We start from the raw sequence: 21,464 nt of genomic DNA on the forward strand, positions 1-21,464 counted from the left end.
CAGATGAGTAATGTCCCAGCAGCTCCTCATTGCCTTCGTCACCTTCGCCTTCGTGATGGCGTTCACGCCGGGGCCGAACAACATCATGCTGCTGTCGTCGGGCGTGACCTACGGCTTCCGCCGCACGGTGCCGCACATGATGGGTGTCAGCTTCGGCTTCGCCTTCATGGTCGGTGCGGTCGGCTTCGGCCTCGCGACGGTGTTCATCCGCTACCCCGTTCTGCAGGACCTGCTGAAATATCTCGGCGCCGCCTACCTGATCTATCTGGCGGTCGCGATCGCCTTCTCCGGATCGACGAAGCCCGAGGACACGACGCTGCGCGGGCCGATGTCGTTCTGGGGCGCGGCGCTGTTTCAGTGGGTCAACGCCAAGGGCTGGGTGATGGTGATCAGCACGATCACCGCCTATGCCGCGATCGCGCGCTTTCCCGCTAATGTTGCACTGCAGGTCGCGATCAGCTTCGTCATGGCGATCGGCTCGACCATCACCTGGACCTTGTTCGGGACCGCGTTGCGGCCGCTGCTCAGCTCAGAACGTGCCGTCCGCGCCTTCAACATCGTGATGGCGGTGCTGCTGCTGGCCTCGCTCTATCCCGTCTTCATGGACGCATGAAGGACGCCGCCGCCATGCGAGATCGGGGTTTCCATCGGGGCCCAAAATGCTCTAGACACGGGCCGGATTTCGTGCCGGCCCGGTCGTCCGTGCCTCACCCAAGCTTCTGACCTTTCAGCCAATTCCGGCCATTTCAAAGAGGAAACGACAATGCGTGTCTACTACGATCGCGACGCCGATCTGAACCTGATCAAGGGCAAGAAGGTCGTCATCGTCGGCTACGGCAGCCAGGGCCATGCCCACGCGCTCAACCTGAAGGATTCCGGCGTCAAGGACGTTGCGATCGCGCTGCGCAAGGGCTCGGCCTCGGCCAAGAAGGCCGAAGGCGCCGGCTTCAAGGTGATGGAAGTCGCCGAGGCCGCCAAGTGGGCCGACCTGGTGATGATGCTGACCCCGGACGAGCTGCAGGGCGACATCTACCGCGAGCACCTGCACGACAACATGAAGCAGGGTGCGGCGCTGGTGTTCGCGCACGGCCTCAACGTGCACTTCAACCTGCTCGACCCGCGCGCCGATCTCGACGTGCTGATGATCGCGCCGAAGGGCCCCGGCCACACCGTCCGCTCCGAGTACCAGCGCGGTGGCGGCGTGCCCTGCCTGATCGCGATCGCCAAGGATTCCTCGGGCAACGCCCATGACCTCGGCCTGTCCTACGCCTCGGCGATCGGCGGCGGCCGCGCCGGCATCATCGAGACCACCTTCAAGGAAGAGTGCGAGACCGATTTGTTCGGCGAGCAGGCGGTGCTGTGCGGCGGCCTGGTCGAGCTGATCAAGGCCGGCTACGAGACCCTGACCGAGGCCGGCTACGCCCCGGAGATGGCCTATTTCGAGTGCCTGCACGAGGTGAAGCTGATCGTCGACCTGATCTATGAAGGCGGCATCGCCAACATGAACTACTCGATCTCCAACACCGCCGAATATGGCGAGTACGTCACCGGCCCGCGCATCATCACCTCCGAGACCAAGGCCGAGATGAAGCGCGTGCTCGACGACATCCAGTCCGGCCGCTTCGCCCGCGACTGGATGCTCGAGAACAAGGTCAACCAGTCCTCGTTCAAGGCCACCCGCGCCCGCCTGTCGCAGCACCCGATCGAGGAGGTCGGCGCCCGCCTGCGCGACATGATGCCCTGGATCAAGAAGGGCGCGCTGGTCGACAAGTCGAAGAACTAAACCGATATCGAGCGAGCGGGCACGACGCTCACCGCAATCTCGACCTCTCCCCATCGGGGAGAGGTCGGCGCGTAGCGCCGGGTGAGGGAGCGGCCCGGGGATTCTTGGCGGTTCGAGGCACCTGAACCCCTCACCCGCATCGCATCTGACGATGCGATGCGACCTCTCCCTTCGGGAGAGGTGTTCGTTTCCAGAGCCGCAGACCGGCCTTATCTGAATTGAATGGTCGAACATAAACGGCGGGCTGCGGCCCGCCGTTTATGTTTGGAAATGAGTCCGGAGGCTTCCTTAGATCATGATGCGTTTCGGCGGAAACGCATCATGATCTTAGTTCTTTGTTTGAGCATGATCTTTTCGGGAAACCGGTTTCCACTTTTCCGGATCATGCTCTAGGACGCCGCGCGGCGCGAGGCCAGCGGCGTCAGCAGACGGACGATCTCACAGGCTGCGACGAGGCCGACCAGCCACGCGGCGCTGGTCAGGCCGAGGCGAGCGATGATCGGCAGCGTGAAGCTCGCGGCGCCGCCGAGCGCGGGCGTGGCGGCGAGCAGCACCAGCTCATAGGCCGCGTAGGCGCCGAGCAGGGCGGCGGCAAAGCCGAGCGGAGCGGGGCTCGTGGCCAGCGCCCGCAGAACGCCGCGGGCTGCGACGGTGGCAACCAGCGCCGCGGCGCCGATCACCGCACCCCAGGCCAGCGTGCTGGCATCGACCGGATAGTGCAGGGCGCCGAAGCCGATGCCCTGGTTAACCAGCCAGGCGCCGAGCACGGCCGGCAGCGCCGATCGCAGCGGCAGCATGGCGGCGGCGATCACCGCAAAGGCCGCGAACGGCGTCGCGCAGGCGAACACGAAGCTCGCCAGCGCGCAGGCCGTGGTCAGCAGCGCGAAGCAGAACGCGGCCGCATGCCGGGGTGCGACCGGCGCGAGGCGAACCTCGGACTGGGAGCGGGCGAGAATGTCGAGAGCCATGGAACATCTCCTGTTGGTGGAATTGTAGTCCAGTTTCGAGGCGGCTGTCAGCCGCCTCGGGATGACGTCACTGTAAGCCGGACGTCGCCACGCGGATGCCCGCGAATACGCCGAGGCCGGGCGCCAGGAACCCGGTCGGGTTCTGGTAGTGGCGGTTGAACAGATTATCGACCCGGCCGAACAGCTTGACCTGGTCGGACAGCGCGTAATCGCCGCGCAGGTTGACGATGGTGTAGCCGGGCGCGACCAGGCCGGTGGTCAGGCCGTCGCGGCTGACGTCGAGCCAGTCGCTGATCCGCAGCACGGTGGCGGACAGGCTCAGCGCATCGATTGGCAGCCAGGTCGCCGTGGCGCTCCACTTCTCCTTCGGCCGCCGCAGCAGCTGCTGGCCGGTGGCCGCATCGATTGCGCGGGTGAAGGTGTAGTCCGCGCGCAGCGAGATCCGGTCGGTCAGATCAGCCGCCACGAAACTCTCGGTGCCCTCCGTCGTGGCGAGACCGACATTGGCGTAGGAGGTGAAGGTCGTGTTGAAGTTGATCAGGTTGGTGATGCTGTTGTGGAAGTAGGTCGTGCCGAAGCGGACGCGGCCCGAAAACAGCGGCTGCTCGAAGCCGGCATCGTAGCCGGTGCTCTCCTCCGGCTTCAGGTCTGGATTGGCGAAGAAGTTGAACGCCGGAAAATCCTGGTGCAGCTGGCTCAAGGTCGGCGCCTTGAAGCCGGTGCCGTAGCTCGCCTTCAGCTTGGTCTCGGTGACCGGCAGGATCATCGCCGGCGCGATACGGTAGGTGCCGTGCCCGCCGAACTGGTCGTTGACGTCGTTGCGCAGGCTCGCCACCACGAACCAGCGCCTGGCAAATTCCGTCTGCAGCTCGATGAAGCCGGCCTTGTTGCCGTTCTCTGCGGAAAGATCAGCTGTCTTCAGCCGTTCGGTCTGTTGCTCCAGGCCGACGATGAGGTTGTTGTGCGGCGCCAGCTCGGTCACCGCATGCCAGTCATATTTGATGCGCTCGCCGGTGGCGACCGCGGCCACGGGATTGCCGGCCGTGAGATCGGACGACCGATTGTTCACATAGTTGACGCCGAAATAGTTCCTGATGCGGCCGCCGAGCAGCGACCACACCGCTTCCTCGCGCGTCGCCAGCTGGCGAACGGTGTGATTGCTCCTGACAGCATCGGGAACGCTGGGAAAGCCGCTGTCGCCGGTGAACAGCAGGGTGGCGTCGGTGGTGCGGACCACTGAATTCAGCGTCCATGCCTCGTTGAGGTCGACGCCGAGCTTGGCCGAGGCGGTGACGTTGTCGTAGGTGTTGCCGATCGCCTTCTGCCCCGCGGGCAGCAATTGCCATGGCGTCACCGGCACGTCGCCGGCGTGCAGATGCGCGACATTGACCGCGTAGTTGACGTTGGCCTGCGAGCCGCTCAGTCCGGCGCTCTGGTTGAACGTCTTGAACGACCCGCTCTCGACCGAGGCGGTCGCCCGCGCCGGCCCGTCGCCCTTGCGGGTGATCACCGAGATCACGCCGCCGATCGCATCGGAGCCGTAGAGGCCGCTCTGCGGCCCGCGCAGCACCTCGAATTGCTGGATGTCGGCGGCCAAGAGATGCGCAAAGTCGAACGCGCCATTGCCGTTGGTGACGTCGCCGACGTCGATGCCGTCGATGATCAGCTTGGTGTGATTGGCATTGGTGCCGCGCACGAAGACGTTGGTCTGGCCGCCCGGGCCGCCGGCCTGCACGACGTTCAGTCCCGGGACCGTGCTCAGGATGTCCGGCACGGTGCGGGCCTGCTGGGTGGCAATGTCCCTGTCGGTCACGATCGTGATCGCATTCGCGACGTTGGCGACCGGCGTCACGATCCCGGTCGGACTGACCGCGACCCGTGTGCCGACCGGAGCAGCCGGCTTTGCCGCCGGCATCTGCCGATGCGCGGCGTTGCCGGTTCTGCGGGGCATGGCCGGTTTCGCAGCGATCGGCTTGCGCGGCGGGTCGACCTCGACCGGGGGCAGCAGGTCGGGCGAGGCGGATTGCTGCGCGGCGGCTGGGAGAGCACCGAGCATGGCGAATGACGAGAGGACGCAGAACGACGACAGAATGGCGCGGCGGCGCCTGGCATGGGGAACGGGAGACACGAGTGACCTCGGCATGACGTCAGTGGCACGTCACCGCGAACGAGGTCTCATGCAGGCCGTGGTGGGCCTGCCTGAAAACGATGCCAATAACGCCCCGACCGGCATCCTCGCGTGTGACCACGGCTGACGGCAGGTCTCCTGGCTCGCGGGTCGTCACCTCCACGTCGCCTTCCCGGGACCGAGATTTCCCAGTGGCATCTGACGCGAGATTCGCCGCTTACAGTTGCGGGGGCAGCTGCGGCCTTCGATCACGTCGCTTGCGCGAGGCGTCCGGCACCGCATTCCCTTTTGAGCCCCGGTCGAGGGGCACCGTCACGATCACCGTAGAAGCGCGCCTGTGGCGGAGTCAATCGCCGGCGGGAGCAAGCCCTGATCGATCCCCTCAATTGCCGACCGCGCGATCGACGAGACATCCACTCGAATTTCCACAATGGAAAACTACCTGAGATTGTGATCGGCTTCATACATCTCCCCTGGCTGCATGGGAGAGAAGGCGTCGTCGCCGGGTGTCCTCCCGGAGATCATCGATAGGAGCCCGTCATGAGCCGCCCGAACATCCTGCTCGTCACCTGTGATCAGTATCGCTTCCCGCGTTTCTCCTATGGTGCCGATCACGGCTTCGCCGAGCCCTTGAAGCGCATCCTCGGCTTCAGCGAGGACATCGGTGTCGACAACCCTTACGCCAAATTCTTTCCGGGCCTGCTGCGGCTGCGGCGCAATGCGGTGCTGCTGCGCAATCACACCATTGCCGCCAGCGCCTGCACGCCGAGCCGCGCCACCATCTATACCGGGCAGTACGGCACCAAGACCGGCGTCACCCAGACCGACGGCCTGTTCAAGAACGGCGACTCGCCGAACTTCCCCTGGCTCGCGGCCGACGGCATTCCCACCCTCGGCAATTGGATGCGCGAGGCAGGCTACGCCACGCATTATTTCGGCAAATGGCACGTCAGCAATCCGCCGGACCATTCGCTGCAGCGCTATGGCTTCGACAATTGGGAGCAGTCCTATCCCGAGCCGCATGGCGCGCAGACCAACAATCTCGGGCTCTATCGCGACGCCGGCTTCACCGATTCCGTCTGTGCCTTCATCCGCCGCCAGGCGCTCGCGCTCAACTACAACCGCGTCGTGGCCGAAGCCGATGCGCGCGATCCGGATGCGGCGGCCCCCGATCCCTCCGACGTCAAGCCGTGGTTTGCCGTGGCGTCGTTCGTCAATCCGCACGATATCGCGACCTATCCGGCCGTGATCAGCCAGGCGCTGCCGTCGCCGGATCAGTCCGGCAAGCAGCAATCGGTGTTCGGCCCGCTCACCGTGCCGCTGGAAGGGCAGGGTACGCCGCCGCCGACCGCCGGAACGGCCGTGGTCCCGCTCAATCCGCTCGACTTTCCGCAAGACAGCGCCCATGCGCCGCCGACCATGAACGAGACGCTCGCCGGCAAGCCGTCATGCCAGCACGATTACGCCTACAAGATGGGTTTGGCGCTGGCGGCCAAGACCGGCTACAACGCGCTGTCCGGCAAGGACAAGGGCGACTCCAATGCCGCCGTCGATCTCGCGCTGCGCAGCTCGATCCCGTTCCAGCTCACCGATCATCCCGACGAGGCCTGCCGCAAGTTCATCCAGCTCTATGCCTGGCTGCATGCGGTGGTCGATGCCCATATCGACCAGGTGCTGCAGACGCTGGAGGAGACGGGGCAGGCGTCCAACACCATCGTCGTCTTCTTCAGCGACCACGGCGAATACGCCGCCGCCCACGGCATGATGATGGAGAAGTGGCACGCCGCCTATCAGGAGGCGCTGCACGTGCCGGTCGTGGTGCAGTTTCCGCCCGGCCGCCACGACAAGCCATTGCGGGCAAGCGATGCGCTGACCAGCCACATCGACATGCTGCCGACGGTGCTTGGCCTTGCAGGAGTCAAAGCGAAGGAGCGCGAGGACATCGCGCGAAAGCTTTCCGAGAGCCGGCCGGTGCCGGCGCTGCGCGGCGTCGACCTGAGTCCGCTGCTGCGCGGCGAGACCGATGTTGTGATCGAGCCTGACGGCAAGCCGCGCCAGGGCGTGCTGTTCATCACCGATGACGAGATCACCGAGCCGCTGCCGCCGGAGAACAACGCCCACAATCGGCAGTCACTGGCTGAGTTCGACCTCTACGATAAGGTCGTCGCCGCCGTGCGCGAAGGCCATCACGGCAAGGGCCCGGTGAGGACGATCACGCCGGGTCCGGTGCGGCAGCCCAACCATGTCCGTTGCGTCAGGACCAGGGAGTACAAGCTGTCGCGCTATTTCGATCCGTCGGGCAAAGCGGCGCAGCAATGGGAGATGTATGATCTCACGCGCGATCCGAACGAGGTCGAGAATCTCGTCCAGGTCGACGGGACGCCGCCACGGGCGCGCGAGACGTTGCCGGCGTGGACCAGCCAGCCGGTGGTGCAGAAGGCAGCGGATGAACTGGCCGTGCTGCTCGCGGCGCTGGAGCGGCGGGATCTGTAAGGCGGCTTGTTGGACTTCTCTTGGTTCGGGCGTTCGTTCGAGGGGCCCGGCTGCTTGCGACACCCAAAGCTGTCGTCCCGGCCTTGAGCCGGGACCCGAAGCCACCGGTCGCCGTGTTGCGAAGGACGACGACCAGGACCTGCTCCGCAACTCACATCACGCGGTATGGGTCCCCGCGTTCGCGGGAACGACAGCGGAGTGTGAGGCGGCGGCGCGTGCCGACGCAGAGAGGGCTGGGGTTTTCAAGCCCCCGCTCACTTCTCCACCTTGTTGTGCACCATCCAGAACCGCAGGGTGCGCTGGGCGGTGTCGAGCGACAGCTTGCCATAGTCACGCTCGGCGAGCTTCAGGGTGTCGGTGTCGATGGCGTGCTTGATCGGGCGGTGGGTCAGGATCTTGGACACCACCGACCAGGCCAGGCCGGCGGCGCGGCACGGGATCAGGACGATGTCGGTGCGCGGGCCTTCCAGCACCTTGGCCATCATCTCGGTCGGCACGTTGTTGAGCAGGCCGAGCGCGGCCGCGACCTCGCCGAAGCGGCGGGTCTCGGCGAAGAAGGCGATGGCCGGATCGTTCAGCTCGTTCAGCCCCTTCATGCGCTTGACGGCCTCTTCGGCCAGCGTGAAGTCGCGCCCGACCAGGCCGCCGTCGCTGCGCGCAACGTCCGCGATCGCCTTGATGACCTTCTTGATCTCCTGTTGCAGCGCCGGCGGCGCCGAGGCCATCAGCTTGGCGCGCACCGAGTCGGTGGCGCGGCGGAGCAGGTCGCGCAGATGCTTGGTGGGCAGGTCGACGCGCAGCCCGATGATCTCGGACAGTTCGTCATCGTCCTCGGCGTGCGCCATCATCCCGGAATAGCCGGTCTCGGAGAAGCGCGCGGTCTGGTTGTTGGCGAGCTTGCGGATGACCCGGCGTTCGCCGCGATCGACGATGATGTCGGTCACCGCCTCGGTCAGATGCGGGCGGCTCGAGATCGCCATCAGGTGATCCTGGCCCTTGGTCGCCGCGACCTCGACCAGCGTGTGCTCGGTCAGCCGGGTCGAGTGCATCAGCACGTTCTCGGCGACCGAAATTTCGTCGTCCCGCGCGAGCTGCTGGATCAACTCCACGGGCGCATAGTCGACCGGCGCGAGGTGCTTGCTGAGCTCGGCCCGGGCACGGGTCTCGACGCGCGCGACCAGCATGCACAGGACGTTGTCGAACACCTTGATCTGGTCCTCGCTGAGGCGTTCGCCGTCGTGCAGGAACAGGTTGGTGACCTGGCGCAGCGTGTTGACGCGCTTCTCCGATGAGCCGCCGCGAACGGCCGCCTCGAGTTCGGTGATGATCGAGTGTTCTGAAGGCGGAAGCTGTTCTGGCTGATGCACTGTGGCGCTCGTCTGGTCCGGATGTCCGGAGCGGCAGCGATGCGCGTCTGGTCCGCTGCAGGGCTCTCGGCGGCCCCAGTTTTCGGGATGGGCAATAACAATGTGTTAGGGGAGGGGGACGTAGTACTCCGGGGAAACACGGATACGGAAAATTAAGACGAAGCGTGTATCGCTCGACGCAGAGCGGAACGAGGCCCATGCGCCTGCCGCCGCAAATGTTGCGGTGACCCGCGCCGCCGCCTTCGGGCGAGGAGCTGTGGGCGCCGGGGTGTCAGGCCGAAAGGTTAATGATCCCATAAGGTCATCGGCCTTGCTTCATCCAGTTTGCGCGCGACCCTCGATCTGACGTCAGCTCTCATCCTCCCAAGAATTGAAACTTAAATCACATTCTTGACGTGGCCTGTCGTGCCCCCGTCATACGGAGTCCGCTGTCCTCGTGGCGCTCGCGATGGAGGCCAGCGGGCACGGCCGTCGCGCAGGAAAACAGCGCCAGCATGATGCCCGATCTCGTGCGATAATCGGTTCGCAACACACTGAGGTCGCCATGAAATCCGTCGTCGTCACCGGGGCATCTACCGGGATTGGTTACGCCTGTTCGAAGCTCCTGCTCGCACGCGGCTTCCGCGTGTTCGGGAGCGTTCGCAAGCCTGAAGACGCGGAGCGGTTGCGCGGCGAGCTAGGTGCCGATTTCACGCCGCTGCTGTTCGACGTGACCGACGAGGCGGCAGTGAAGGCGGCCGCACAGCAGGTGCGAGCGGCGCTCGGGGGCGAGGCGCTCGCAGGGCTCGTCAACAATGCCGGCATTGCGGTCGCGGGTCCCGTGACGGAGCTGCCGATCGACCAGTTTCGCCATCAGATGGAGGTGAACGTCATCGGCCCGGTCATCGCCACCCAGGCGTTTGCGCCGCTGCTCGGGGCTGATCCTGCCATGACCGGCCCACCCGGGCGGATCGTGATGATCAGCTCGGTCGCGGGCCGCAACGGCAATCCGCTGATGGCGCCGTATTCGACCTCCAAGCATGCGGTCGAGGGTCTTTCGGAGAGCCTGCGCCGCGAGCTGATGCTGTTCGGCATCGACGTCATCATCGTCGCGCCCGGCGCGGTGAAGACGCCGATCTGGGCCAAGGCCGAGGAGGTCGACCTGTCGCCGTTCCAGGCTTCGCCGTTCTTCCCGGCGCTGCAGAAGGTGCGCGGCTTCATGCTGCATCTCGGCAAGACCGGGCTTCCGGCCGAGACCATCGGCGAACGGGTGTTCGAGGCGCTGACGGTGCCGGCGCCCAAGGTGCGCTACGAGATCGCGCCCGACCCGTTGCGGCAATGGATCGTGCGCTTGCTTCCCAAGCGAGCCGTCGACCGCATCGTGGCCAAACGGCTCGGCCTGATGCCCCCGACCAAGGCCTGATGGCCGCGATGACCACGACGGGCAAGACCCGGGTGGAGTTGACCCGCTTGGTCGAGGAGGCCATCCGGGAGCAGCCGGGGTGCGAGACGGCGCGGGTGCCGGCCCTCCAGCGGCTCGATGTCCGCAACGGCCGCAACTGGGAGATCCCTCACGTCATCCTCGGCGACAGTCTGATCAGCGACATCGACCGCGCCGTCATGAGCGTGCAGCGCCGGTTGGGGCGGGAGTTCCACCTGATCGACGATGATGCCGCTGCGGCGCCGGAAGCGGCCGGAGCACCGCGCATCGTCTCCGGCCCATCCTGACGCGTCTCGGGATCTTGGCGATCCGCCGCGTCAGCTCAGCAGGCCCTGGCGCAGCGCCAGCCGCACCAGCTCGATGTCGCTGGCGACGCCGAGCTTGTCCTTGATCAGCGAGTGCAGGTTGGCGATCGTCTTGGGACTGAGATGGAGCGCCGACGCGATCTCGTCGGTGGTGCGCTCGGCCAGCAGCATCTGCATCACTTCGAACTCGCGCGCCGTCAGCACGTCGGCGGCCGCCTTCTCGCCGGACAGCCGGCTGAGCGCGAGCTCGTGATCGATGTCGGGGCTGATCGCGATGGCGCCTGCGAGCACGTCCTTGACGGCGCGCAGAAGCGTCTCCGGCGGACTGCTCTTGGTGACGTAGCCGCGCGCGCCGGCGCGGATCGCCTGCACGGCAAATCCCGCATTCTCATGCATCGTGAACACCAGGATCCGCGCGCTGCGATCCCATTGCCGGATGCGGCGAATGCCTTCGATGCCGCCGACGCCGGGCATGGTCAGGTCCATGATGACGAGATCGGGCCTGACCTCCTTGAACAGCCGGTACGCTTCCGCGCCGTCAGCGGCTTCGGCGACCACGCGCAGTCCCGGCTGCTTCTGCAGCATCGAGCGGTAGCCTTCGCGCACCACGGCATGGTCATCGACCAGCATGATGGTGCCGGCGGCCGCCGTCATGCCGCATACGGCGTTGCCGGCCGTGTCCCTTCACACGACAGGTCGGATGGGAGCGCGACCGGAATTTCGACCCGGAGGCGCGCGCCGCCGCCGGCGGCGGCCGCGAAGCTCATCCGCCCCTCCATGGAGGCGACGCGCTCGCGCATGCCGAGCAGGCCCAGGCCTGATTTTCCGAGAGCTTCGCCGGCGGCCCCGTCGTCGTCGACGGTGAGGACGGCCGCGCTGGCCGGCGCGCCATGCTCCGGTCCGTCGTGAAGCCTCAATTGCAGCCGCACCCGCGTGGCGTCGGCGTGCTTGACGGCATTGGTGAGCGCCTCCTGGGCGATCCGGTAGATATTGCTGGCGACGATGCCGGGCACGCGATCCACCTCGGGCGTCAGGCTGATCTCGAACTGGATCAGTCCGTGCTGGCGCCTGTTCCAGCCGGCCACGAGGCCTTCGAGGCTGGCAGCCAGGCCGAGTTCGTCGACGTCGGGCGGACGCAGCCGCACCAAGGTGCCGCGCAAGCAGTCCATCATGCCGGTCGCGGTGCGCGCAATGCCGTCGCATTCCGCGACGAGGCCGGGGCAATCCTGTGCAGCCGTCTGCCGGATCGAGGCTGCGAGCGCACGGACCGCTGCGAGCGATTGCCCGAACTCGTCGTGCAGCTCACGGGCGAGATGACGCCGCTCGTCGTCTTGCAGGGCCATGAGACGCCGGGTCAGTTCGCCGCGTTGGGCGAGCGCCGTTTCCAGTCCCTCGGCGAGCTGATTGAAGGCGTCGCGGATCGCGGAGAGCTCGGCGAGGTCGAAGGGCGGCAGCCGGGCCGACAGATCGTTGGCGGCGATCCGCTGCAGCCCGGCGCGGATCAGGCGGGTCGGGCGCAGCGCGCGGGCGAGCGCCGCATGCGACAATGCGCACAACAGCACCAGCGCCGTTCCGAGCACGGGCAGCAGCCGGCGGAGCTCACGCCAGGCCTCCGCCGTCATGACGCTGGCATCGATCCAGACCACCGCATCGCCGGTCCGGCTGTCGCGGTACGTGACCGGCCGTGTCGCCTCGCGACCGGGATCGAACAATGGCTGATACAGCATGGCGAAGGCGCGGGGCGGGTCGTCGATGTCAGCTGCGGCGCCGCCGCAGATGCGCTGCACGACGTTGCCGTCGATGCCGCGATAGGCGATGCACAGGCCGGGGGCCATCGCTGCGGCCGCGACTGCATCGAGGTCGGGGAAGCCGGATGGCGGGCTGTTGACCCAGTGCATCTTGCTCTGCTGCAACTGCAGGGTTCGCGCCGTGATCTCGGCGATCCGTGCGTTGCGCGCATGCGCCGACCGGTCGAGGTCGAACAGGACGTAGCCGCAGATCGATGCAAAGCACAACGTCGCCACCACGGCGATGCGCAAGGTCAGTCGATATTTGAGATCGTAGCGGCTCCACATCTTCAGTGCGCCCATGGCAGTCCACCCCCTTCGGCATTTAACGGCAGAACCGTCGCGGCAGAAAGCGCGGTGGCCCGCTCGCCGCCACGTCGTGAAATTTTCCCGTGTCCCGTCGGGACCGTGACCGGTTCTGCGGTGAGCGCGCGCGTCTAGCCTTGCGGCCATGCAACCCTTACGCGAGAGGCCTCGATGTCAAACACCCGCTTCGCCCGCCGCCTCATTGTCGCGCTCGTCCTCGCGGCAGGCCCGGTCTGCGCCGCTTCCGACCAGGTTCCGGCCGTGCTGGTCGACGATTTCAGTTATCTCGACACCTCCGGCGAGCCCGTGGACCAGACCGCGGCGCATCAACGCCGGCTGCAGGACTTCGTCGCCGGGCTTCGCCGCGACGTCGCCGCCGACCCGCGCCTGCGGCCGGTCAGCCCGCCCTGCGCGCCGTCCTGTCCGAGCGAGGTGTCCCCGGATGCGCGATTGCGGATGGCCACCGAGGCCGGCGCCACCGTGGTGATCACCGGCGGCGTCCAGAAGCTCTCCACCCTGGTGCAATGGGCGCGCGCGGCGGCCATCGACGTCGCTACCCGGCGGGTCGTGTTCGACAAGGTCTTCACCTTCCGCGGCGACTCCGACGAGGCCTGGGAGCGCGCCGAGGTCTTCGTCTCGCGCCAGGTCCGCGATGCACTGTCCGCGCCCGAGCCGATCCGGCTGGCCCTGCTGCCGTTCGAGCTCGACGACACCAGCGCGGGTGCTGCGCTTGGCGAGAGCGATGCCGATCGCAAGCAGCTGCAGGAGGCGACCCAGGCGGTGCGCCAGGTGCTGGCGCAGTCCGGCCGCTATCGCCTCATGGAGCCGGCTGGCGAGCCCGGCCAGGCCCTGCGCGCGTGCGATGATTGCGAAGCTCGCGCTGCTCGCGCGCTCGGCGCCCAGCAGTCGCTGCTTGGGATCGTGAGGCGGATCGGTCGCACCGAGTATGTCATCGGCTTCCGCGTCCGCCAGGCGGATACCGGCGCGCTGGTGGCTTCGGGCGACAGCGGGCTGCGCCTCGGCGCCAATGACTCGTGGAGCCGCGGCGCCGCGCGATTGGTGCGTGAGCGTCTGCTCGGCAGCGGCGCCTCCGAACGCTGACCAGGCCCGTCGTCGTGGTGTCGGGGACCGTGTTCACGAATCATCGGGCGGCAGAGGCGTCCGTCGGTGTGGGAATATGGCGACATCGGCCGGCTAAGCCATCACCGCGCGCAATTTTACGCGTGCCGCTGAATGACAGCTAAGCCGCGGAATTGACTCGCCTATCGGATCGGCTGCACGCGCCATCCGATGGTCGTGCCGGATTCGCGTGTCGTATTTTACCCATGATTGGTTTTTTCGATGCAGCTTTCCGCGGGGGCATTGGAATGTTCGATCATCAATTCCTGGGCGTGCCTGCTCAGATTGCTCTGCTGTTCATGGCGGCCGCAGCCAAGGCGCCTCACCGGCGGGCCAAGCGGGCGCCGGCACCGTCACCGGTTGCCGGCATCAGTGCGGCCATTCTCCTCGCCGCGACGATCGTCATCGCGGGCTACATCGCCTATCTGGAATTGACGGGGCTGCGCGCGGAGGGCCGGGTCGTCGTGGTCAGACCCGATGCCAATGGTCTCGATCGAGAGCCGACATATTATCCGGTGATCGAGTTCGCGACCGCCTCGGGTGCGCTGGCGCGCTTCGAAGATTTCGGCGGCAGCTCGCCCCGCTATCGCGTCGGCGACCGGGTCGCGGTGCTCTACCGCGGCAACGAGACCTCGCGCTTTGCCATCGTGGATCGCGATCGAAGCTCGAATCTGCTGCTGCCGCTGTTGCCGTTCGGTGGAGCGGTGTTGCTCGGCTGGCCTTTCCTTCGCCGTTTCGGGGCGCGTGTCCGCGCCAGGACGGCAGGCCGTCCGGCGTCCCGGACGATGCGAAGCGCGCCGCATCCGCAACGCCGAATGATGAACGTTTGACAACGACGGTAGAAGCTCCGCGCGCATCGCCCGGCGGCTGCGACCAGAGGACACGCCCTCACTCCGGGCAAATCCGGGCTGTTGTTATTTGTGACGATTTCATTACGGTCACATGACAGGATGAGGCTGCCTCGATCTGCCGGCATTCGCCGGCGAGGGGCGCTGCTTTCGACCGCCCGCTTTCAACCGCCCGATGTCACTGACCCCGAACCACGAACCGATCACGACGCTGACTGCGGCCAGTGCGACGCGTTCAAACGTCGCGCGGCTGTCGGCTGTCGCCGCCCCCCATGTGGCCGCATTGGCCCTGATGCTGCACACCGAGACCGATTTCGGCGCGCGGCTCGGCTTCCTGCTGGCCTGGGGCATCCTGAACGGCTTCTGGCTGGTGCTGCTGCGGCGCCCTGCGGTATCGGGTGCGCTGGCCCTCACCATGGTGGTGGTGCTGGTGCTGCTGTCGCAGCTCAAGCATGCCGTGGTCCAGATGACCGCGAACTTCGTCGACGTGATGCTGATCGACCACGACAGTGCGGCGTTCCTGTTCACGATCTTTCCGAACCTCAAGCTGTCGGTGCTGGTGGCGGCGGCCGTGGTGCTGCCGCTGATGGGATTGCTGTGGTGGGCCGATCCGTTCCGGATCGCGCGGCTGCCGGCGCTCGCCGGCAAGCTCGCCTGCCTCGCGGCGCTGACGCTGTATTCGCTCAATTGGCGCGACGAGGCTTGGCGCGGCTATTACGACGACGGCTACCTGTCGAAGTTCGCGCGCTCCGGCGTCACCGCGGTGTCGGACTTCCTCGCCAACGGCTTCATGGAGTCCGATGCCACGGCCGACCGCAAGCTGGCCGCCTTCGTCCCGGACTCCTGCCATCCGGCCGGGCGGCGGCCGAACATCGTGCTGATCCACGACGAGTCGAGCTTCGACATCCGCTCGGCTGAGGGCATCAAGGTGCCCGCGGGCTATGGCAGCCACTTCAAGTCGTTCGACGGCAAGGCGCGCCAGTTCATGGCCGAGAGCAACGGCGGCCCGAGCTGGTTCACCGAATACAACGTGCTCGCCGGGCTGTCGTCGCGCTCGTTCGGCCGCTTCGCCTATTTCGTGACCCGGATCGCGTCCGGCCGGGTGGAGCGCGGATTGCCGTTGGCGCTGCGCAATTGCGGTTACGACACGGTGTCGCTGTACCCCGCGCATGGCGCCTTCATGAACGCGCGCAGCTTCCAGACCACCGTCGGCGTCGACCGTTTCCTCGATGCGCGCGATCTCGGCGCCAAGGGCGTCGAGCCCGACGGCTTCTTCTACGACACCGCACTCGACCTGATGCAGCAGCGGAAGCCGGGCAAGCCGCTGTTCATGTTCGTCTACCTCGCGGCCAACCATTTCCCCTGGGAGACCACCTTCCGGCCCGACCTGACGCCGTCCTGGCGCGCGCCCGGCAATCTGCCGGCGATCGACGAATATCTGCGCCGGCAGGCGATGAGCGCGGCGGATTATCAACGCTTTCTCGCCAATCTGAAGAAGCGGTTCGGCGACCAGCCGTTCCTGATCGTGCGCTACGGCGACCACCAGCCGGAGTTCTCGCCGCACATCCTCGATCCCAAGCTCGACGAGGCCGGCATCGGCCAGAAGCTGGAGAGCTACGATCCGCGTTATTACGCGACCTACTATGCTGTCGATGCCGTCAATTTCGCGCCGCGGCAGAGCGAGGTCGTGATGGACAGGATCGACGCCGCCTATCTGCCGCTGGTCACCTTGGAGGCCGCAGGCATTCCGCTCGATCCGTCCTTCGCCGAGCAGAAGGACATCATGCTCCGCTGCAAGGGCGTGTTCTATGCCTGCGGCGACGGCGCCGAAGCCCGCCGCTTCAACCGCATGCTGATCGACGCCGAGCTGATCCGGGGGCTGTGACCGGCCGACGTGGACGTCGGCCGGGGCAGGGTGGGTCTCTGCGCCACGGCTACTCCGCAGCCGCATCGGTGACGATGCCGCCGATGTTCTGCCAGTGCGCGCCATCGAACTGGATCATCTGCAACTGCTTGTTGACGCGATAATCCGTCGGCGAGGTCGTGATGCTGATGCCCGGCAGCAGCATGCCGAGCTCGACATGATCGAGATGGGCGGCCTGCTTCAGCACGTTGTCCCGCGTCAGATCGTCGCCGCATTGCTTCAGCACCTGAACCAGCAGCTCGGCGGTGATGTAGCCATAGACGTTGAAGTTCGAGCCCTTGTCGCCATCGGGATAATACTTCTCCATGAAGGCGAGATAGCGCTGCACGCCGGGGTCGTTCTTGAAGCCCTCCTCGAGCGGATCCTTGACGTAGCCGACGCTGATCAGCCCCTTGGCATTCTCGAGCCCGGCAGGCTTCAGGGTCGCGCCCAGAGAATTGGCATTGATGTCGACGATGTGGACCGGCTTCCAGCCGAGCTCGGCGACCTTCTTGATGGCCTGCGCCGCCTGCTTCGGCGTCGAGGCACTGAACAGCAGGTCTGCGCCGGCGTCCTTCAGCTTGAGGATGTGCGAGTCGATCGTCGGCTCGGTGATCTCGTACGAGGATTCAGCCACGATCATCTTGGCCGTCTTGTCGCCGAGCCCGGCCTTGAGGCCGGCGAGATAGTCGCGGCCGAGATCGTCGTTCTGGTAGAGAACGCCGATCTTGGCGTTGGGATGGGTCTTGAGAATGTATTGGCCGTAGATGCGGCCCTCGACGACGTAGCTCGGATTGAAGCCCATCGTCCAAGGAAAGTTCTTGGGATCGGTGAAGCGCGCGGCGCCGGTGGCCGCGAACAGCTGCGGCACCTTCTTCGAGTTGAGATATTTCTGCACGGCGACGTTCGGCGCGGTGCCGATGATCTGGAACGTCAGCAGCACCTCGTCGCTCTCGACCAGCTTGCGCACCTGCTCGACCGTCTTCGGCGGCGAATAGGCGTCGTCATATTGGATCAGGTTGATCTTGCGCCCGTTCACGCCGCCCTGGTCGTTGACCATCTTCATATAGGCGGCCTGCGCCTTGCCGATCGTGGCATAGGCCGAGGCCGGACCGCTCAGCGGCACGGTCTGGCCGACCTTGATCTCGCTGTCGCTGGCGCCGGTGTCGTACTTCTTGTCGGCGGCCAATCCCGGCGCAGTCGATGCAAGCAGCAGCGCGAGCGCAGCCAGCGCCGAAAATCCATTCCTCATGACGTTCACTCCCTGACTATTTTTTATGAAACTCATTCGGCCTTGATGGCGGCGTCGCGGATGACCGCGCTCCATTTGCTGGTTTCGTCGGCGATGAATTGGCCGAACGCCATGGGATCGCGCGGCTGCACGTCGAGCCCTTGCGCGAGCAGCTTCTGCTTCACCTCGGGGGCGGCGAGATCGGCGAGGATCTCGCGCGACAGCCGGTCGACGATGGGTTGCGGCGTCGCGCCCGGCGCCATGAAGCCGTACCAGCCCGACGCGACCACGTTCGGCAGGCCCTGCTCGCGCAGCGTCGGCGCCTGCGGATAGATCTTGCTCGGCTCCGTGGCGGCGACGCCGAGCACTCGGAACTGGCCGGCCTGGATATAGGGCAGGGCGGTGCTGATCGCGGTCAGCGTCGCATCGACGCGGCCGGCCAGCAGCTCGGTGTAGGCCATCGAGTCGCCGCGGAAGGGAATGTTGAGGCCGGTGACCTTGGCGTCACGAAACAGCAACTCGGCGGCGAGATGCGGCTGCGAGCCGGCGCCGGGCGAGGCGAAGGTCAGGCCCTCGGGCTTGGACTTGCCGTAGGCGATCAGCTCGGCCAGCGTCTTGAACGGCGCTGTCGCGCTGATCATCAGGAAGATCGGCGCCACGATGGTGCCCGCGACGGGGCGAAGATCCTTGGCGGGATCGTAGGTCAGCTTGCCGAACAGCGCCTCGGCGGTGACGTAGGGCGCGGCTGCGTAGAGCAGGGTGTAGCCATCGGGTGCGGCGCGCGCGACGGCGTCGTTGGCGATGCGGCTGCCGGCGCCCGGCTTGTTCTCGACGATGAACTGCTGGCCGAGATGATGCTCGAACTCGGTGGCCAGGATGCGCAGCGAGATGTCGCTGGCGCCGCCGGCGCCATAGGGGCAGATCAGCCGCACCATGCGGGTCGGCCAGTCGGTCTGGGCGCGTGCGCGATGGCCGGAGCCAATCGCCAGCGCGGCTCCCGCGCCGAGCAGGCCGCGGCGCGTCATCCTCGGTTGTCTCATCGCGCGTCTCCCTGTCTGTTGCATCCCTTGCCGGGTGGCTTCGGCGCGTTTGTCGCCGCGCCTTGTCGTCGTTATCAGCGTCAGATCACCTTGCGGCGCGCGAGATCGTCCATTTCCTGGTCTGATAGTCCGAGCCAGCCCTGATAGACCTCGCGATTGTTCTGGCCGACGTCGCCGGCAGCATGGCGCAGCGTTGCGGGATCGTTGCCGAAGCGCGGCACGATGTTCGACATCGCCACCGAGCCGAAATCGCGATCGGGCACGCGCGTGATCATCTCGCGTGCGACGGCCTGCGGATCCACCGCGATCTGATCGATCGCATAGATCGGCGCGATCGTGCCCTTGGCCGCAGTGAAGCGGGTGAGGACATCATCCAGGTCGTGCGCGGCGCACCAGGCAGCGAAGATCGCGTTGAGCTCGTCGGCGTGCCGCACGCGCGAGGCGTTGTCGGCGAAGCGCGGATCGTCGATCAGATCGGGGCGATCGATGGCGCGGCAGTTGGCGGCATAGAGCGCGTTGGTGGAGCCGGCCAAGGTCACCCAGCGGTCGTCACGGGTGCGGTAGACTGCGGCGGGTGCCGAGTAGCCGTTGGCATTGCCGATGCGGCTGCGGCTGAAGCCGAGCTGGTCGTGCTCGACCGGCAGGACGTCGAGCAGGCGGAACACCGCCTCGGTCAGCGCGAGATCGATCTCCTCGCCCGGCGCGTCGGGATCGGCAGCGCGTTTCCACAATGCGGCCAGCACGCCGATTGCGCCGAACGTGCCGCCGATGGCGTCGCCGATCGGATAGCCGGGATGGGTCGGCTCGCCGTCAGCCTCGCCGGTGATGTAGGTGAGCCCGCCCATCGCCTCGAAGATGCGGGCGAAGCCGGGGCGATCCTTGTATGGGCCGTCCTGACCGAAGGCGGTGGCGCGCAGGATGACGAGGCGCGGCTGGATCGACCACAGCACCTCCTTCGACAGTCCCCAACGGTCGAGCGTGCCGGGTCGGAAGTTCTCGATCAGCACGTCGAAGCGCGGCAGCAGCCGCTTGAACAGCGCGAGCCCATCCGGCGTGCGCAAATCGAGCGTGGCAAAGCTCTTGTTGCGGTTGGCGGTCTTCCACCACAGCGGCTTGCCGTCCTTGAACGGCGGGAAGGTGCGGACGCCGTCGCCATGGCCCGGCATCTCGATCTTCAGGACGTCGGCGCCGTAGTCGGCGAGCAGCGTGGCCGCGAACGGCGCGGCGATGATCGTCGCGATGTCGAGAACCTTCAAGCCTGCGAGCGGTCCGGCCATGGCGTTCCGTGCCTCTCAGCGTGCGTGCGCCGGCAGCGGCGTGCGCCTGCTGATCTCGGGCTCGGCCTGGTTGATGAGCGCGCGGATGCTGGCGGCGAGCGCATTGATGCGCGGGCCGATCTCGGCCTCGAGCTGGCCCGGCTGCAGGCGGAAGGCGGGGATGCCGCAATTGATCGCGAAAGCGCGGCCGGAGTTCGCCGCATAATGCAGCGGCGCCGCCACCGCGTGGATCGCTGGCATGTATTCGCCGACGCAGGTGCAGAATCCGCGCTCGGCGCATTGTGCGATGCCGTCGAAATAGAGTGCGGAAAAGTCGCTCCATTGCGCGGCATTTCCGGCGGCGAGCTGCGCGTCGAAACCCGCGGCCTCCTCCCGCGGCAGGATCGACGCCGCCGCGCGGCCCATCGCGGTCGCGAGCACGGTGATCGGCATGCCGATGTCGGGAACATGCGGTCCGACGTCGCCGGAGCGTGCGGTCTCGACATAGACGATGGCGCTGCCGTCGAGCAGGCCAATCGACACCGTGCCGCGGACGCTCGCGGCGAGATCCTGCATCAGCGGCCGTGCGACCTGCCGGAACGGCATGTCGGCGAGCAGCGGATGCGCCATCCGCAACGCGCGAATGCCGAGGCGATATTTCGCGAGGGCCTGGTCGAAGGCGAGGTAGCCGAGTTCGGTGAGCGTGTGGGTCAGCCGGGCGACCGTCGGCCGCGGGATGCCGGTGCGGATCGAGATGTCCATGTTGCCGAGCACGGCGGACCCCATCCCGAACGCCTCCAGCACGAACAGCCCCTTGGCCAGCGTGGTGGCAAACGCAGCATCGCTGGCGCTGTCGGCCAGCATCGTCTCGACGGCGCGATCGCGGCTGGGGAGAGAGGATCTTGAAGCGGCGGTCATGGAGCCAGCATGACCCATGGTGGGAAGGGAGTCCACATATTTGTAAACTTTACGATTTATCGTCCACTATGTGGACATAAGGCCATTATCGACACTCCTTGGCAGCCGGGCCGCCGCTCTCCCGATCGTGGGTTGTGGGACAGCGGCAGGCCCGCTACCGCTGTCCTTTCAACATCCGGGAGGGAGATCGATGTCGACGTCAGTCAAGCAGATGCTGGAAGCCGCCAACGCCGCGGTGCCGAAGATCACGCCGGCCGAGGCGCAGGCGATGATCGCCAAGGGCAACACGCTGGTGCTTGACGTGCGCGATGCGCCGGAGGTCGAGAAGAGCGGCAAGATCGAGGGCGCCCACCACGTCTCGCGCGGCATGCTCGAATTCCGCGCCGATCCGGACTCGCCCTATCACGACAAGAACTTCAGCAAGGACAAGAGCGTCATTCTGTACTGCGCCTCAGGCGGCCGCGCGGCGCTGGCGGGCAAGGCGCTGAAAGACCTCGGCTACGACAAGGTGTTCAACATCGGCGGCTTCAAGGATTGGGCCGAGCATGGCGGCGCGGTGGAGAAGCCGATCGATCCGGGAATGTAGACTGCG

19 protein-coding genes and 1 riboswitch are annotated in these 21,464 nt (G+C 66.5%); of the genes, 10 read left to right on the forward strand and 9 right to left on the reverse strand.

Annotated features, from left to right (window positions below; genetic code table 11):
• The first annotated feature begins 10 nt into the window (after positions 1-10).
• Both QXZ94_RS34140 and ilvC read left to right on the forward strand, forming a co-directional pair.
• Entirely contained in the window at positions 11-613 is a 603-nt protein-coding gene (locus QXZ94_RS34140) for a LysE family translocator (protein ID WP_172179696.1), read from the forward strand.
• Between the two features lie 150 nt (positions 614-763).
• Entirely contained in the window at positions 764-1,783 is a 1,020-nt protein-coding gene (ilvC, locus tag QXZ94_RS34145) for a ketol-acid reductoisomerase (protein WP_315725903.1), read from the forward strand.
• 389 nt (positions 1,784-2,172) lie between these two features.
• On the opposite strand, the gene QXZ94_RS34150 is transcribed toward ilvC, so the two are convergent.
• Positions 2,173-2,751, reverse strand: coding sequence for a hypothetical protein (locus QXZ94_RS34150; RefSeq protein ID WP_315725905.1), 579 nt, complete (start codon positions 2,749-2,751; stop codon positions 2,173-2,175).
• Between the two features lie 67 nt (positions 2,752-2,818).
• Positions 2,819-4,894 (reverse strand): TonB-dependent receptor domain-containing protein, encoded by a 2,076-nt coding sequence (locus tag QXZ94_RS34155; protein WP_409998784.1) that lies wholly within the window; start codon positions 4,892-4,894, stop codon positions 2,819-2,821.
• Here QXZ94_RS34155 and QXZ94_RS34160 point away from each other — a divergent pair.
• Together QXZ94_RS34160 and QXZ94_RS34165 are read left to right on the forward strand one after the other, a co-directional pair.
• A complete protein-coding gene (locus tag QXZ94_RS34160; protein ID WP_315725909.1) occupies positions 4,806-5,006 on the forward strand; it encodes a hypothetical protein in 201 nt (66 codons plus the stop codon). The two genes, QXZ94_RS34155 and QXZ94_RS34160, sit on opposite strands and share 89 nt — an antisense overlap.
• A riboswitch (cobalamin riboswitch) is annotated at positions 4,990-5,208 on the reverse strand. It overlaps the preceding gene by 17 nt.
• A 211-nt stretch (positions 5,209-5,419) precedes the next feature.
• On the forward strand, positions 5,420-7,372 hold the full coding sequence (locus QXZ94_RS34165) for a sulfatase-like hydrolase/transferase (RefSeq protein WP_315725911.1): 1,953 nt from the start codon (positions 5,420-5,422) through the stop codon (positions 7,370-7,372).
• A 254-nt stretch (positions 7,373-7,626) separates the two neighbouring features.
• Here the strand turns inward: QXZ94_RS34165 and QXZ94_RS34170 are convergent, their stop codons facing one another.
• Positions 7,627-8,739 (reverse strand): DUF2336 domain-containing protein, encoded by a 1,113-nt coding sequence (locus tag QXZ94_RS34170; RefSeq protein ID WP_315725913.1) that lies wholly within the window; start codon positions 8,737-8,739, stop codon positions 7,627-7,629.
• Between the two features lie 544 nt (positions 8,740-9,283).
• Here QXZ94_RS34170 and QXZ94_RS34175 point away from each other — a divergent pair.
• A complete protein-coding gene (locus QXZ94_RS34175; protein ID WP_315725915.1) occupies positions 9,284-10,141 on the forward strand; it encodes an SDR family oxidoreductase in 858 nt (285 codons plus the stop codon).
• The gene (locus QXZ94_RS34180) at positions 10,141-10,446 is read left to right on the forward strand and encodes a hypothetical protein (protein WP_315725917.1); all 306 of its coding nucleotides are present in this window, start codon (positions 10,141-10,143) and stop codon (positions 10,444-10,446) included. The genes QXZ94_RS34175 and QXZ94_RS34180 overlap by 1 nt, the downstream gene beginning before the upstream one ends.
• Positions 10,447-10,476: 30 nt before the next feature.
• Here the strand turns inward: QXZ94_RS34180 and QXZ94_RS34185 are convergent, their stop codons facing one another.
• Both QXZ94_RS34185 and QXZ94_RS34190 read right to left on the reverse strand, forming a co-directional pair.
• Positions 10,477-11,118, reverse strand: a complete 642-nt coding sequence (locus tag QXZ94_RS34185; RefSeq protein WP_315725919.1) for a response regulator transcription factor — start codon at positions 11,116-11,118, stop codon at positions 10,477-10,479.
• The gene (locus tag QXZ94_RS34190; protein WP_315726709.1) at positions 11,115-12,539 is read right to left on the reverse strand and encodes a histidine kinase; all 1,425 of its coding nucleotides are present in this window, start codon (positions 12,537-12,539) and stop codon (positions 11,115-11,117) included. The genes QXZ94_RS34185 and QXZ94_RS34190 overlap by 4 nt, the downstream gene beginning before the upstream one ends.
• A 189-nt stretch (positions 12,540-12,728) precedes the next feature.
• Here QXZ94_RS34190 and QXZ94_RS34195 point away from each other — a divergent pair, with 189 nt between their 5' ends.
• The 3 genes from QXZ94_RS34195 to QXZ94_RS34205 all read left to right on the forward strand — a co-directional run bounded on the left by QXZ94_RS34195 (position 12,729) and on the right by QXZ94_RS34205 (position 16,409).
• Positions 12,729-13,658 (forward strand): DUF2380 domain-containing protein, encoded by a 930-nt coding sequence (locus tag QXZ94_RS34195; RefSeq protein ID WP_315725922.1) that lies wholly within the window; start codon positions 12,729-12,731, stop codon positions 13,656-13,658.
• A 152-nt stretch (positions 13,659-13,810) separates the two neighbouring features.
• Positions 13,811-14,506: a DUF3592 domain-containing protein gene (locus tag QXZ94_RS34200; RefSeq protein ID WP_315725923.1), complete on the forward strand. Its 696-nt coding sequence runs from the start codon at positions 13,811-13,813 to the stop codon at positions 14,504-14,506.
• 193 nt (positions 14,507-14,699) lie between these two features.
• Complete coding sequence (locus QXZ94_RS34205; protein ID WP_315725925.1) at positions 14,700-16,409, forward strand: sulfatase-like hydrolase/transferase; 1,710 nt, start codon at positions 14,700-14,702, stop codon at positions 16,407-16,409.
• 49 nt (positions 16,410-16,458) lie between these two features.
• On the opposite strand, the gene QXZ94_RS34210 is transcribed toward QXZ94_RS34205, so the two are convergent.
• The 4 genes from QXZ94_RS34210 to QXZ94_RS34225 all read right to left on the reverse strand — a co-directional run bounded on the left by QXZ94_RS34210 (position 16,459) and on the right by QXZ94_RS34225 (position 20,872).
• Entirely contained in the window at positions 16,459-17,679 is a 1,221-nt protein-coding gene (locus tag QXZ94_RS34210) for an ABC transporter substrate-binding protein (protein ID WP_315725927.1), read from the reverse strand.
• Positions 17,680-17,711: 32 nt separating this feature from the next.
• Positions 17,712-18,698, reverse strand: a complete 987-nt coding sequence (locus QXZ94_RS34215) for a tripartite tricarboxylate transporter substrate binding protein (RefSeq protein WP_315725930.1) — start codon at positions 18,696-18,698, stop codon at positions 17,712-17,714.
• Between the two features lie 80 nt (positions 18,699-18,778).
• Complete coding sequence (locus tag QXZ94_RS34220; RefSeq protein ID WP_315725932.1) at positions 18,779-19,975, reverse strand: CaiB/BaiF CoA-transferase family protein; 1,197 nt, start codon at positions 19,973-19,975, stop codon at positions 18,779-18,781.
• Between the two features lie 15 nt (positions 19,976-19,990).
• Positions 19,991-20,872, reverse strand: coding sequence for an IclR family transcriptional regulator (locus tag QXZ94_RS34225; RefSeq protein WP_315725933.1), 882 nt, complete (start codon positions 20,870-20,872; stop codon positions 19,991-19,993).
• A gap of 190 nt (positions 20,873-21,062) precedes the next feature.
• On the opposite strand from QXZ94_RS34225, the gene QXZ94_RS34230 reads away from it, so the two are divergent.
• Positions 21,063-21,458: a rhodanese-like domain-containing protein gene (locus tag QXZ94_RS34230; RefSeq protein ID WP_315725935.1), complete on the forward strand. Its 396-nt coding sequence runs from the start codon at positions 21,063-21,065 to the stop codon at positions 21,456-21,458.
• Positions 21,459-21,464: the final 6 nt, after the last annotated feature.

It is taken from the genome of Bradyrhizobium sp. SZCCHNS2022 (assembly GCF_032377575.1).
Classification (GTDB): Bacteria; Pseudomonadota; Alphaproteobacteria; order Rhizobiales; family Xanthobacteraceae; genus Bradyrhizobium; species Bradyrhizobium aeschynomenes.

Coding starts and splice junctions, on each gene's coding strand:
- QXZ94_RS34140 (WP_172179696.1), top strand. CDS start 11: ATGTCCCAGCAGCTCCTCATTGCCTTCGTCACCTTCGCCTTCGTGATG.
- ilvC (WP_315725903.1), top strand. CDS start 764: ATGCGTGTCTACTACGATCGCGACGCCGATCTGAACCTGATCAAGGGC.
- QXZ94_RS34150 (WP_315725905.1), bottom strand. CDS start 2,751: ATGGCTCTCGACATTCTCGCCCGCTCCCAGTCCGAGGTTCGCCTCGCG.
- QXZ94_RS34160 (WP_315725909.1), top strand. CDS start 4,806: ATGGCGAATGACGAGAGGACGCAGAACGACGACAGAATGGCGCGGCGG.
- QXZ94_RS34155 (WP_409998784.1), bottom strand. CDS start 4,894: ATGCCGAGGTCACTCGTGTCTCCCGTTCCCCATGCCAGGCGCCGCCGC.
- QXZ94_RS34165 (WP_315725911.1), top strand. CDS start 5,420: ATGAGCCGCCCGAACATCCTGCTCGTCACCTGTGATCAGTATCGCTTC.
- QXZ94_RS34175 (WP_315725915.1), top strand. CDS start 9,284: ATGAAATCCGTCGTCGTCACCGGGGCATCTACCGGGATTGGTTACGCC.
- QXZ94_RS34180 (WP_315725917.1), top strand. CDS start 10,141: ATGGCCGCGATGACCACGACGGGCAAGACCCGGGTGGAGTTGACCCGC.
- QXZ94_RS34185 (WP_315725919.1), bottom strand. CDS start 11,118: ATGACGGCGGCCGCCGGCACCATCATGCTGGTCGATGACCATGCCGTG.
- QXZ94_RS34190 (WP_315726709.1), bottom strand. CDS start 12,539: ATGTGGAGCCGCTACGATCTCAAATATCGACTGACCTTGCGCATCGCC.
- QXZ94_RS34195 (WP_315725922.1), top strand. CDS start 12,729: ATGTCAAACACCCGCTTCGCCCGCCGCCTCATTGTCGCGCTCGTCCTC.
- QXZ94_RS34205 (WP_315725925.1), top strand. CDS start 14,700: ATGTCACTGACCCCGAACCACGAACCGATCACGACGCTGACTGCGGCC.
- QXZ94_RS34210 (WP_315725927.1), bottom strand. CDS start 17,679: ATGAGGAATGGATTTTCGGCGCTGGCTGCGCTCGCGCTGCTGCTTGCA.
- QXZ94_RS34215 (WP_315725930.1), bottom strand. CDS start 18,698: ATGAGACAACCGAGGATGACGCGCCGCGGCCTGCTCGGCGCGGGAGCC.
- QXZ94_RS34220 (WP_315725932.1), bottom strand. CDS start 19,975: ATGGCCGGACCGCTCGCAGGCTTGAAGGTTCTCGACATCGCGACGATC.
- QXZ94_RS34225 (WP_315725933.1), bottom strand. CDS start 20,872: ATGACCGCCGCTTCAAGATCCTCTCTCCCCAGCCGCGATCGCGCCGTC.
- QXZ94_RS34230 (WP_315725935.1), top strand. CDS start 21,063: ATGTCGACGTCAGTCAAGCAGATGCTGGAAGCCGCCAACGCCGCGGTG.